Annotated in this window: 11 protein-coding genes; 1 reads left to right on the top strand and 10 read right to left on the bottom strand. The window is 60.8% G+C overall.

The window, feature by feature from the left end:
* Positions 1-82: 82 nt before the first annotated feature.
* The 10 genes from DV532_RS04280 to hmpA form a co-directional block, all read right to left on the bottom strand.
* Entirely contained in the window at positions 83-466 is a 384-nt protein-coding gene (locus tag DV532_RS04280) for a YkgJ family cysteine cluster protein (RefSeq protein WP_056795713.1), read from the bottom strand.
* A gap of 160 nt (positions 467-626) precedes the next feature.
* A complete protein-coding gene (locus DV532_RS04275; RefSeq protein WP_056795711.1) occupies positions 627-1,754 on the bottom strand; it encodes a hypothetical protein in 1,128 nt (375 codons plus the stop codon).
* Positions 1,755-1,922: 168 nt separating this feature from the next.
* Positions 1,923-3,131 (bottom strand): alanine transaminase, encoded by a 1,209-nt coding sequence (alaC, locus tag DV532_RS04270; protein ID WP_056795709.1) that lies wholly within the window; start codon positions 3,129-3,131, stop codon positions 1,923-1,925.
* A gap of 305 nt (positions 3,132-3,436) precedes the next feature.
* A complete protein-coding gene (gene cyoE / locus DV532_RS04265; protein ID WP_056795706.1) occupies positions 3,437-4,324 on the bottom strand; it encodes a heme o synthase in 888 nt (295 codons plus the stop codon).
* Between the two features lie 11 nt (positions 4,325-4,335).
* Entirely contained in the window at positions 4,336-4,668 is a 333-nt protein-coding gene (cyoD, locus tag DV532_RS04260) for a cytochrome o ubiquinol oxidase subunit IV (protein ID WP_056795704.1), read from the bottom strand.
* Complete coding sequence (gene cyoC, locus DV532_RS04255) at positions 4,668-5,291, bottom strand: cytochrome o ubiquinol oxidase subunit III (RefSeq protein WP_056795701.1); 624 nt, start codon at positions 5,289-5,291, stop codon at positions 4,668-4,670. The genes cyoD and cyoC overlap by 1 nt, the downstream gene beginning before the upstream one ends.
* Before the next feature lie 3 nt (positions 5,292-5,294).
* The gene (cyoB, locus tag DV532_RS04250) at positions 5,295-7,313 is read right to left on the bottom strand and encodes a cytochrome o ubiquinol oxidase subunit I (RefSeq protein WP_003248603.1); all 2,019 of its coding nucleotides are present in this window, start codon (positions 7,311-7,313) and stop codon (positions 5,295-5,297) included.
* A gap of 3 nt (positions 7,314-7,316) precedes the next feature.
* The gene (gene cyoA / locus DV532_RS04245; protein WP_056795698.1) at positions 7,317-8,261 is read right to left on the bottom strand and encodes a ubiquinol oxidase subunit II; all 945 of its coding nucleotides are present in this window, start codon (positions 8,259-8,261) and stop codon (positions 7,317-7,319) included.
* Between the two features lie 558 nt (positions 8,262-8,819).
* Positions 8,820-9,326 (bottom strand): disulfide bond formation protein B, encoded by a 507-nt coding sequence (locus DV532_RS04235; protein WP_056795695.1) that lies wholly within the window; start codon positions 9,324-9,326, stop codon positions 8,820-8,822.
* A gap of 543 nt (positions 9,327-9,869) precedes the next feature.
* The gene (hmpA, locus tag DV532_RS04230; protein WP_056795689.1) at positions 9,870-11,048 is read right to left on the bottom strand and encodes an NO-inducible flavohemoprotein; all 1,179 of its coding nucleotides are present in this window, start codon (positions 11,046-11,048) and stop codon (positions 9,870-9,872) included.
* Between the two features lie 154 nt (positions 11,049-11,202).
* Between hmpA and norR the strand changes: the two genes are divergently transcribed.
* The gene (gene norR, locus DV532_RS04225; RefSeq protein ID WP_056795685.1) at positions 11,203-12,756 is read left to right on the top strand and encodes a nitric oxide reductase transcriptional regulator NorR; all 1,554 of its coding nucleotides are present in this window, start codon (positions 11,203-11,205) and stop codon (positions 12,754-12,756) included.
* Positions 12,757-12,763 lie beyond the last annotated feature (7 nt).

The following is a 12,763-nucleotide window of genomic DNA, read 5'->3' as shown; positions in this document are numbered from 1 at the left end:
AAGCGCACGGTTCAGGCATCCCGAGGCTGCTACGCAGCCCATCGCGACACAAGGCCGCGCCCACCCAGGCACCCCGTATGATTCAGGCCACCTCGGCCCCATCATCCGGCCAATGCGGCTCGTTGGCCTCCGGCGGAGTCAGCGGTGGCAGCCCATACGCGGCCCGCGCATCGTCGCAGCTGGGGTTGTGCACCCCACCCACCCACGACGCCTCGAACTCGCGGCAGGGGCTGGAGCGGTTGGCGTAGATGCTGCACGCCACCTGCTGGCCAATCTCGCCCTGCAGGCTGATGCAGCGGCTAGGCTTGGCGTCGGTGCCAATCATGGCAACGCGGGTGGGGTTGATCTGTACCACCAGGTCGTCCGGCACAACGCCCCCGGAAGACTGGCATTCGCCCCAGAAGAAGGACACACGGAAGTACCCGCAGCAAGCGCCGCAGTCAAGGCAAGGGTTATATTCGGACATGATGGCACGGAGGGAAGGTTGTTGTTATCGGGGCTAGCCCGCAGCGCCATTTTCAATCCAAGCGGGGGCGGCTGGATAGAGGGGAAATGGAAAAAATATTTACCGCTGATCCGGCGGTCGAGCAAGGGCAGCCAGCGCCTTTGCCGACCGCCCGTTGCGCTTAGCACAATGGCTTGTAGGTAGTGGCATCCCAGCGCTGCAGGCCCAGGCCCTCGCGCGGGTCATAACCCTCACCGCACACCTTGCTGAAATTCGTGCGAGCCTCGCCGCAATGCACCAGCCGATCATCCATCTCGCCCTCGGTGAGTACGGTATAGGACTCGCTGCGCATGGCCTGGTAGCGATCTTCGGCATCGGCCATGGCCAAGTGATGGGCCATCAACTGGCTGTCGTCCAGGCCCAGGCATTGGTCCAGCTGCACCCCCCAGCGGGCCAGGCACACTTCGGCAAAATGCCGAACGATCAACCCCGGCTCCACCAGCACCTTGCCGTCGCCCGCACCATCGACCGAGGCGTTGCCCACCAGCGTGGCATGGCGACCCGGCATAGGGTAGAGGCAAACCCGCGTGCCAGGTGCGAACGACGGAACCACACAGGCAAAGCCCCTCGAGCGTTCGTCCCGCGAGTAGAAACCGACATATTCGCGGACGTTGCTAGCCAGGGATACCCGCTCGCTTTGCAGGTTGCCGACACCGGGCACCGGGTCGATCGCAAAGATGTTCACCGGTACCCCCTGCAATTCGGGATCTTGCGCCATGGCATTGGCCAGCATGTGGCAGCTGATCCCTCCCCGGCTCCAACCCACCAGGTTGACCTGGGTCGGCAGGCGCGGTTTGCGGAACAGGTTTATGACCTGCTCTTGCAGTTCTTGCGGGGCTGGGTGGCGCTCGCCGTAGTCGTAGGTGCGCCAGAACCAAGAGGCTGAAGAAGTTGCGTCTGGAATAGGTACGCCGGCGCTTTTAAGGCGCTGGTATTCTTCTTCGTTCAGCCGAGTGCGCTGCCAGCTGCTTTGCCCTTTGATCACCCGCAGCACGTGGTTGACGTTCTCCTCCCAACCGCGACCGAACAACTGGCCGCTCCAGTTGAAGTAGCCACCCGGCTCGACGAACAGCTGGTCATCCTGAAGGTTGCCGCTGCCGGGGCCGTCGACGGCGATCCAGTGAGCAAACTCGCGGCCTTGGTCGTTGCAGGCCAAAGTCGAGACCAGTTCACCATTCCAGAAGTTGGGGTTGGCGTCGTCGAAACGGTGGGAACCGGTGCCACAGAAATAGGCAGTGAAGACACTCATTCGTGGGTCTCTGTGGTGAGAAATGAGTGCAGAAGATAGGTAGGTAAATCGGTGGGATGCAGGCGGAAAGCTCGCCGTTGTGCGTCAGGGGCTGCTTTGCAGCCCCTCGCGACACAACGGCCGCTCCTACAGGAGATCTGGCGATGCCTGCGGGAGCGGCCCAATGGCTTACTTGCGGGCTAACCCGTCAGCCCGGAACATCTGCCGGATCCCGCGAATGGCCTGGCGGATGCGGTCCTGGTTCTCGATCAGGGCAAAGCGCACATGGTCATCGCCATAGTCACCAAAGCCGATCCCTGGCGATACACACACCTTGGCTTCGGCCAGCAGCTTCTTGGAAAACTCCAGCGAGCCTAGGTGCGCGTACTCCGGCGGGATCTTCGCCCACACGTACATCGACGCCTTGGGGTTCTCGACCATCCAGCCCAGCTCGTGCAGCCCTTTCACCAGCAAGTTACGCCGCTGGCGGTACTGCTCGGCAATGTCGCGCACGCACTGCTGGTCGCCTTCCAGCGCAGCAATGGCCGCCACCTGCAGCGGGGTGAAGGTGCCGTAGTCGTGGTAGCTCTTGATTCGCGCCAAGGCACTGACCAGCTCGGGGTTGCCGACCATGAAACCGATTCGCCAGCCAGCCATGTTGTAGCTTTTGGAGAGGGTGAAGAACTCCACCGCGATGTCCTTGGCGCCTGGCACCTGCATGATCGACGGGGCTTTCCAACCGTCGTAGACGATGTCCGCATAAGCCAGATCGTGAATCACCAGCACGCCATATTGCTTGGCCAGCGCCACCACGCGCTCGAAGAAGTCCAGCTCCACGCACTGCGCGGTGGGGTTGGACGGGAAGCCAAGAATCATCATCTTCGGCTTGGGGATCGACTCGCGAATGGCCCGCTCCAGTTCATTGAAGAAGTCCACACCCGGCACCAGCGGCACCGAACGCACCTGGGCACCGGCGATCACCGCACCGTAGATATGGATCGGGTAGCTGGGGTTGGGCACCAGTACCGTGTCGCCTTGGTCCAGGGTAGCCAGCATCAGGTGTGCCAGGCCTTCCTTCGAGCCGATGGTAACGATGGCTTCGTTTTCCGGGTCGATGTCGACCTCGTAGCGCTCTTTGTACCAGTTGGAGATGGCCCGGCGCAGGCGCGGGATACCGCGCGAGGTGGAGTAGCCGTGGGTGTCTTCACGCTGGGCAACCTGCACCAGCTTCTCGACGATGTGCGGCGGGGTGGCGCCATCGGGGTTGCCCATGCTCAGGTCGATGATGTCCTCGCCACGGCGGCGGGCAGCCATCTTGAGCTCGGCAGTGATGTTGAAGACGTAAGGGGGGAGACGATCGATGCGCGCAAAGCGGCGCGGCGAACCTGGGTTGGCCATGGCTTCCTCTGAATACGTAAGCGCCCGGAACCGTCCGAGCGACGCTGGCCGATGTGGCGGCCTGATTCAGAAGATAGTGCCGAAACAGCACGCTTGTAAAGGATGATTTCCTGTTTTATTAGATTTTTTCAGATCTATTTTTTGAAAATCCGATATTTATGTTTTCAGGCCTGGCTTCTTCGCGGGTAAACCCGCTCCTACAAGCACCGCACCACATTCAAAGCCCGCGAATAGGCCCGCGCAGGAAAAAAGCCAATAAAAAACCCCGGCACATGGCCGGGGTTTTCGTGAAACAGGCAGCAATTTCAGCGGGCGTAAGTCATCAGCACGTCGGCAGCGGTCTGGCTGTCCACACCCATCATCACGCTCAGGGCAGTAACGGTGAGGATGGAGAAGCCGAACACCTTGCGGGCCCACTTGCTGTCGTCCTCGGCCTTGTAGCCACCCCAGGCCATGTACAGCCAGTACAGGCCCATGGCTGCTGCCACGGCCAGGTAGCCGAGGCCGGCGTAACCGCCGAGGGTAAGCATCAGGGTCGCGAGCACGAAGGCCAGCACGTAAAGCACGATCTGCTTCTTCGCCGCGAGGATACCGCGAGCCACTGGCAACACCGGAATGTTGGCAGCGCTGTAATCCTTGAAGCGGAAGATGGCGATGGCAAAGCTGTGCGGCATCTGCCACAGGCTGAACATCACCAGCAGGGTGACCGCAGCCAGGTCGAAGCTGTTGCTCACGGCGCAGTAGCCGATCACCGGAGGCATGGCACCCGACAGGCTGCCGACCAAGGTGCCGTGCACCGATTTACGCTTCAGCCACAGGCTGTAGAAACCGACGTAGACGATGAAGCCGATCAGCGCACAGAACGCCGACAGCGGGTTGGCCTGGACATACAGCAGGCTGAAACCCGCCACCCCAAGCAGGGTGGCGTAAATCAGCGCGAGGGGCAGCGACATGCCGCCCTGGACCATGACGCGGTTTTTAGTGCGCTCCATCTTCAGGTCGATGTCGCGGTCGATGCAGTTGTTGAACACACAACCGGACGCCACCACCAAAGAAGTACCCACTACCACCGCCAGGAACAAGGCGAAATCCACATGGCCCTTCGCGGCAAGGAAGAATCCGCCTGCCACGGAAAGCACGTTACCGAAAATGATCCCCGGTTTGGTGATTTGGATAAAGTGCTTAACGGACATGCAGTCTTACCTCACTTGGCCATCATTTCGATGTGGATGTTGAACATGATCCACAGCGACAGGCCGACCAGCAGTGCAATAACCAGGACGGTGAACAGGAACGTCGACACGTTGTTGCGTTGCTCTTTCGAGCGGTCCATGTGCAGGAAGTACACCAGGTGTACGACTACCTGGATCACGGCCATGGCAACAATGATCAGAACGGTCAGGTTCTTCGGCAGGCTGGCGGTCATCGCCAGGCCGAACGGGATCGCGGTCAGGATGATCGACAGTACAAAGCCGATCATGTACGACTTGACGCTGCCGTGATTACCTTCGTGATGAGTGTCGTGTGCGTTAGCCATTACAGAACCCCCAGCAGGTAAACGACGGTGAATACGCAGATCCAGACCACGTCCAGGAAGTGCCAGAACAGGCTCAGGCAGCTCATGCGGGTCTTGGCGGTCGGCGTGATGCCGTGCTTATTGATCTGGTACATCATGATTGCCATCCAGATCAGGCCGGCGGTCACGTGCAGACCGTGGGTACCTACCAGCGCGAAGAACGCCGACAGGAAGCCACTGCGCTGCGGGCCGAAGCCCTCAGTGATCAGGTGATGGAATTCATAGATTTCCATCGCGATGAAGCCTGCACCGAACAGGAAGGTCACAGCCAACCAGCCCAGTACGCCCGCTTTCTTGCCATCGAACATCTTCAGCATGGCGAAGCCGAAGGTGATCGAGGACAGCAACAGGAACAGCGTTTCAACAGCTACGAAATCGAGCTGGAAGATGTCATGACCCGACGGGCCGCCGGCAAAACTGCCGGACAGCACCGCGTAGGTAGCGAAGAGCGACGCAAACAGGATGCAGTCGGTCATCAGGTACAGCCAGAAACCGAGTACGGTCATCTGGCCCGAGTCGTGGTGGTGGTCGTCATGCCCATGGTCGTGACCATGAGCAGCGCCGTGCATTACTTGACTGGACATTGATTACACCCGCTCAAACGATTCGACACGTGCGCCGGCAGGCAGAGCACCTGCTTTGGCCAGCGCTTTCATACGCTCGCCTTCGATGCGCGCCACTTCTTCGGCCGGAACCATGTAGCCCTGGTCGTCACGGGCAGCGTGGCGAACGAAGACAGCGATGGTTGCAACCAGGCTCGCACCCACCAGCCACCAGATGTGCCAGATGAAGGCGAAGCCGAAGACGGTCAGGAACAGGCCCATGAACAGACCGGTAGCGGTGTTGCTCGGCATGTGGATGGCTTCGTACTTGGCCGGGGCCTTGTACGCAACGCCTGCTTCCTTGGCTTCGTGCCAGCAGTCCAGGCCAACTTTCTCAGGCATGTGAGCGAAGTTGTAGAACGGAGGTGGCGAAGAAGTCGACCATTCCAGAGTACGGCCACCCCATGGGTCGCCGGTCACGTCCAGGTTCTGGTTGCGGTCGCGGACCGAAACGAAGATCTGGATCAGCTGGCAAGCGATACCGAACAGGATCAGCACGGCGCCGACAACGGCTACGTACAGGTAGGGTTCCCACAGTGGGTTGTCGGAGTGGTTCAGACGACGGGTCATGCCCATGAAGCCCAGGGCGTACAGCGGCATGAACGCAACGTAGAAGCCCGACAGCCAGAACCAGAAGGCAGCTTTGCCCCACTTCTCGTTCAGGGTGAAGCCGAAGGCTTTCGGGAACCAGAAGGCGAAACCGGCGATGTAGCCGAATACCGCGCCACCGATGATCACGTTGTGGAAGTGCGCAATGACGAACAGGCTGTTGTGCAGGACGAAGTCAGCACCCGGAACGGCCAGCAGTACGCCGGTCATGCCACCGATGGAGAAGGTGACCATGAAGCCCAGGGTCCAGAGCATCGGCGCGGTGAAGCGCACGCGGCCTTGGTACATGGTGAACAGCCAGTTGAACAGCTTCACACCGGTCGGGATGGAGATCAGCATCGTCGCCAAGCCGAAGAAGGTGTTGACGCTGGCGCCGGCGCCCATGGTGAAGAAGTGGTGCAGCCAAACCGCAAAGCCGAGGATGGCGATCGCGCCCGATGCGTAGATCATCGAGTGGTGGCCGAACAGGCGTTTGCCAGAGAACGTCGAAGTTACTTCCGAGAACACGCCGAAGGCCGGCAGGATCAGGATGTAAACCTCAGGGTGACCCCACGCCCAGAACAGGTTGACGTACATCATCGGGTTCCCACCAAGCTCGTTGGTGAAAATGTGGAAGTCCAGATAACGGTCAACAGTCAGCAGTGCGAGTGCAGCAGTCAGAATCGGGAACGAAGCAACGATCAGTACGTTGGCCCAGGTGCAGGTCCAGGTGAAGATCGGCATGTCCATCAGCTTCATGCCAGGTGCGCGCATCTTCATCACGGTGACGAGGAAGTTCACACCGGTAAGCGTCGTACCCAATCCGGATAGCTGTAGCGCCCAGATGTAGTAGTCGACACCCACCCCAGGGCTGTACTGAATGCCCGCGAGCGGCGGATAGGCAACCCAGCCGGTCTTGGCGAATTCACCAACGCCCAGCGAGATGTTGACCAGCAGCACGCCTGCCAGCAGCAGGTAGAAGCTCAGGGAGTTCAGGAACGGGAAGGCAACGTCACGTGCACCGATCTGCAGAGGAACCGCCAGGTTCATCAGGCCGGTGAAGAACGGCATCGCCATGAAGATGATCATGATCACACCGTGAGCGGTGAAGATCTGGTCATAGTGTTCAGGCGGCAGGTAGCCTTCGGAGCCACCGGTAGCGGCAGCCAGCTGGGTACGCATCATGATGGCGTCGGCAAAGCCGCGCAGCAGCATGACCATCGCGACGATGATGTACATCACGCCGATCTTTTTGTGGTCGACAGTAGTCAGCCACTCGCTCCACAAGTAGGTCCACTTGCGGAAATAGGTGATAAGACCGACGACAGCGATACCGCCGAGCGCGATCATGGCAAGCGTCACCATGACTATCGGCTCGTGATAGGGTATCGCCTCCAGGCTTAGTTTACCGAACATCTCTTACTCCTCTGCACCGGCAGCTGGTTGCATACTCGATTCCACACCCTTGGTGGTGGCCAGATCTTTGCTGCCTGCTTCTTCGTGGACCGGCTTGCCGCGGTTCATGCCTTCGTACTTGTCGACGATGGACTGGAACAGCTCTGCTGGCGCCTCGCTGTACAGCGCGACTGGGTTGTATTCGCTAGGCTTGGCCAGAGCTTCGTACTCGGCTTTGCCCAGTTTCAACGGCGACTGCTTGACCTCGGCGACCCATGCATCGAAGTCGGCCTGGGAAGTGGCAGTAGCCTTGAATTTCATGCCGGTGAAACCAGCACCGCTGTAGTTGGCGCTGATACCGTCAAACACACCGTTCTCGTTGGCGATCAGGTGCAGCTTGGTGGTCATGCCGGCCATCGCGTAGATCTGCCCACCCAGGCCCGGGATGAAGAACGAGTTCATCACGGCGTCGGAGGTGACGCGGAAGTTCACCGGGGTATTGGCCGGGAAGTTGATCTTGTTGACGGTGGCAATGCCCTGTTCTGGGTAGATGAACAGCCACTTCCAGTCCAGTGCGACCACGTCGATCTGAATCGGCTTGACGTCCGAATCCAGCGGACGGTATGGGTCCAGCTTGTGGGTGGACTTGTAGGTGACGTAACCCAGGGCAATGATGATCAGGATCGGGATGATCCACACCGCGGCCTCGATCTTGGTCGAGTGCGACCAGTCAGGGGTGTAGGTGGCTGCCTTGTTGGAAGCACGGTACTTCCAGGCGAACGCCAGGGTCATGATGATGACCGGAATCACCACCAGCAGCATCAAGCCGGTTGCGATCAGGATCAGGTTCTTTTGCTCAATGCCGACCTGGCCCTTCGGGTCGAGCAGGGTCCAGTTGCACCCACTGAGTAAAAGCATGCCTAAAAAGGGCAATATGCCAAACAGTCTGGGGTAACGCTTTTTACTCATCTCACGACCTCTAGATCAGCTTGCTTCAATGCAATTTGTGTTTTGGTAGCCAACACTTCGTCCTGCCAAGTGAGGCATTTCGCGCCCGTACTCGCTCCTGCCTGGGTCCGACTGCAGGACCTTGGCGTCAAGCGGGTTAGCGGTGCTTATGGTTTCGTAGGCAACAGGCCTGTACTTCAGACCAAGTCCATTTGGTGCGGGAAAACGCGGAGGGGGGTCCGCCCGGTATCGCCGTTGGGCGAAACTTGACGAAGTCAGCAAAAAGGAGCGCTGGGGCTTCCTTCAATCCTGCGACTCGCAAGCAGTGCCGAACGGAAATTGGGGGCGATTGTAGATAGGTCGCCAACCCTTGACTATGACTTATTGAGCAACAGTCTTTTACAGATTACGCAACAATAGCACCCAATAATTCAACTTCGCGACAGTTTGTCGCACCCCGCTTGTTAGGCGCCAAAGCCGCATTCTGCAAGGCCTCTGGGTTGATCTGGATCAAGCGGGGAGCAACTTTTCGCTCTTCTCATGCGGCGTAAAAGACCCGACGTAATTCGGGACTTTTGTCTAAGCCTGGCGTCGGTTGCGGTAAATCCCGAGCGGAACCAGGACAGCGGTCAGCACAAACGCCACAAGCGCCCATTGCGCCAGCGACAGGCCGAGGATCGGCGGGTACGGTGTGCTGCAGAAGCCGTCGACCTGGAACGCCAGCGGCCACAGCTTGGCCAGCGGCAGGTCGTCAACGATCGGCTGCAGGGTATCGATACCGCAACTGACCATGGGGTTGGCGAGTATATACACATGGTTGCCGGCCGCAACGATTCCGCCAATGGCGCTGAGCACCACCAGGGCCTCGAAGAAAGTCAGGCTGCGGCGCCCGGGCATCGCGGCGGCGAGGAAGGCGAACAGCGCAATGAACAACAGCGCGTAGCGCTGCAGGATGCACAACGGGCACGGTGCCTCACCCAGCACCACCTGCATGTAGAGGGCGCCCCCGATCAACGAGAGGCAGATCAGGCCTAACAGCACTAGGAAGCGCCGTTCCCGATTCAGGCGCGATGTTTGTTCGTTCATTGCCGGTTCCTTCGATGGATAGTGGCTGCGGGTCCGCCTGCCTGGGCGCAAGTCTACACGCTGGGCAGGGCCTTTGAGCGTGCCGAGGAAGCGGCGTGACTGCACTGCGAGGGCTATCCGGTGTGGCTGAGACCGGCCGTAACGACGTCGGTTCAACCGCAGGCGGCAAAAAACGGCTGCCCGAGTGCCGCGCAGGGGCAAGCCCCTCGACACCCGGGAGTGAAGGATACCGTGATTAAAGGAGGATTAACGTTGAACGCAGCACAGCCGCTTTCAACTCTCCTTATATAGAGGCAGGAAAGTCAGGTGCGGCCCAGCCGCTGGCAAGACAGCCCCCAGGCGGCGAATGCGATCGACCGTTTCGTTCTCGATTACCCACGGGCGGGAGCACTGCTGCAAGGGAGCTGGCTTGCCAGCGGCTGGGATGAAGATGCTGTGAGCCTGTAGCGGCCTCTTCGCGGGCAAGCCCGCTCCTACAAAAGCCTCTGGGGGCATGCCTGTAGGAGCGGGCTTGCCCGCGAAGAGGCCAGTACAGACGCTACATCACTCCAGTGCAGCCGCTGGCCCGAAGAACTCGTAGCGGCTCTGCTTCTCTGGCACACCCAGGCCCTTCAGCTGGCGCTTGACCGCCGCCATGAAGCCCTTGGGCCCGAGGAAGTAGGCGTCCACGTCACGCGCTTGTGGCAGCCATTCGGCCAACAGGTCCTCGCTCAGCAGGCCCACGGCATCGGCTGCGGCGCCACCTTCCAGCTCGGCATAGCAGTAGAAGCGCTTGAGCTGCGGGTGACGCGCGGCCAAGCCGTCGATCCAGTCACGGAAGGCATGCACGGCACCGTTACGCGCGCAGTGAATGAAATGCACCTCGCGCTGGGTCTGCAGCGCTGCCTGCAGCATCGCCAGGGTCGGGGTAATGCCCACGCCACCGCTAATCAGCACCAGCGGTTTGTCGCTGGCAGCCAGGGTGAAATCACCCGCCGGCGGGAACAGTTGCAAGGTATCGCCCACTGCCAACTGATCGTGCAGGTAGTTGGAGACCTTACCGCCCTCCTCGCGCTTGACACTGATGCGGTACTCCTTGCCATCGCACAGCGAAGACAAGGAATAGTTGCGACGCTGCTCGGCACCGTCGATGTCAAGCTTCAGGCCGATGTACTGGCCTGGCTCGGCCTTGAGCACCGCTTTACCATCCACCGGGGCGAAGTAGAACGAGACGATCTCGCTGCTTTCCTGCTCACGGCGTACCAGGCGGAATTCGCGGGTGCCGCGCCAGCCGCCTTCGGCCTCTTCCTTCTCTTTATAGAGGTTTTCTTCTGCACCGATCAGGATGTCGGCCAGTTGCCCGTAGGCGGCACCCCAAGCGTCGATCACGGCGGGGGTGGCAATGTCCTTGCCCAGCACTTCTTCGATGGCGCGCAGCAGGCAGCTGCCGACGATCGGGTAGTGCTCCGGCAAAATCTGCAGGGCAACGTGCTTATTGATGATCTGGCCAACCAAGCCGCCCAGCTGCTCCAGCTGGTCGATGTGACGGGCATACATCAGCACGCCATTGGCCAGGGCTCGCGGCTGGTCGCCGCTGGCCTGGTGGGCCTGGTTGAACAGCGGGCGCACTTCTGGGTACTCACTGAGCATCATTTTGTAGAAGTGAGTGGTCAGCGCTTCGCCGCCGCTTTCCAGCAGGGGCACAGTGGCTTTGATGATTGCACGTTGTTCGGCATTGAGCATTGCAACAACTCCTGAGCCTATGGCTTCAAATGACTGCGCTTGCTATTACAGCAATCGTGCCAACTTTTATCGCCAGTAAAATCAGGGTGTTGACGCCGGTCATGTCAAAACGACCCCGCCGCGCGTATAGTCAAATCGACTTACAGGAGTCTATATGACCACAACGCCGCTGCTTACCACCTTGCTGCCCCTGGTCAGCGACCTGTCCCGCGACTTGCCCGACCAGGAACGCTACCGTCGCCTGTTGCAAGCCATGCGTAGGCTGCTGCCCTGCGATGCCGCCGCGCTGCTGCGCCTGGACGGTGAGTGGTTGGTACCGCTGGCGGTGGACGGCCTGAGCCCCGATACCCTGGGGCGGCGCTTTCGAGTCAGCGAGCATCCGCGCTTTCAAATATTGCTCAGCCGCCCAGAGCCCACCCGCTTCGCCAGCGACTCCGAACTGCCCGACCCTTACGACGGCCTGGTCAACGCACCCGATGCCAGCCTGGAAGTACACGACTGCATGGGCTGCCCATTGATGGTCGATGAACGCCCTTGGGGCCTGGTCACGCTCGATGCCCTCACCCCGGGGCAGTTCCAGAGCCTGGAGTTGGGTGCCTTGCAAGCCTTCGCCAGCCTGGCTGCCGCCACCGTCACCGTGGCCGAGCGCATCGAGCACCTGGCCCTGCGTGCCGAAGACGAGCACCACCGCGCCGAAATTTACCGGCAGGCCAGCGGCCAGGATAAAGAGCTGATAGGCCAGAGCCCGGCGCACAAGCGCCTGGTTGAGGAAATTCGCCTGGTCGGTGGCAGCGACCTGACCGTGCTGATCACCGGCGAAACCGGCGTCGGCAAGGAACTGGTGGCCCTGGCTCTGCATCAGGCCAGCAACCGTGCCGACAAACCGCTGGTCAGCCTCAACTGTGCTGCGCTGCCCGACACCTTGGTGGAAAGCGAACTGTTCGGCCATGTGCGCGGCGCGTTCACTGGCGCCCATGGCGAGCGCCGGGGCAAGTTCGAGCTGGCCAACGGCGGCACGCTGTTCCTCGACGAAGTGGGTGAATTGCCACTGGCCGTACAGGCCAAGTTGTTGCGCGTGCTGCAGAGCGGCCAGCTGCAGCGCCTGGGCTCGGACCGCGAACACCGGGTGGACGTGCGCCTGATCGCCGCCACCAACCGCGACTTGGCGGAGGAAGTACGCACGGGCAACTTCCGCGCCGACTTCTATCACCGCCTCAGCGTGTACCCACTGCACGTACCGCCGCTGCGCGAACGGGGGCGTGATGTGCTGCTATTAGCCGGCTATTTCCTCGAACAAAATCGTTCTCGCCTGGGTTTGAACAGCCTGCGCCTGAGCAGCGATGCCCAGGCCGCGCTACTGGCCTATGGCTGGCCGGGCAACGTGCGTGAGCTGGAACATTTGATTGGCCGCTCGGCGCTCAAGGCGCTGGGCCAGCACCCCGATCGGCCGCGCATCCTCACCCTGGAGGCCGCCGACCTGGACCTGCGCGTAACAACACTGCCGGGCACCCCGCCCTCCCCGACCGTGCCATTGCCGGCGGTAGTGCTGCCCGAAGGCGGGCTGCGTGAGGCCATCGATCTCTACCAACGCCAAGTGATAGAAGCCTGCCTGCAACGGCACCAGGAAAACTGGGCGGCAGCGGCCCGCGAGTTGGGCCTGGACCGCGCCAACCTTAGCCGCCTGGCGCGGCGGCTGGGGCTGCGCTGAGTGGTGA

It is taken from the genome of Pseudomonas sp. Leaf58, from assembly GCF_003627215.1.
Classification (GTDB): Bacteria; Pseudomonadota; Gammaproteobacteria; order Pseudomonadales; family Pseudomonadaceae; genus Aquipseudomonas.
This window is presented reverse-complemented; position numbering and strand designations above follow the sequence as displayed.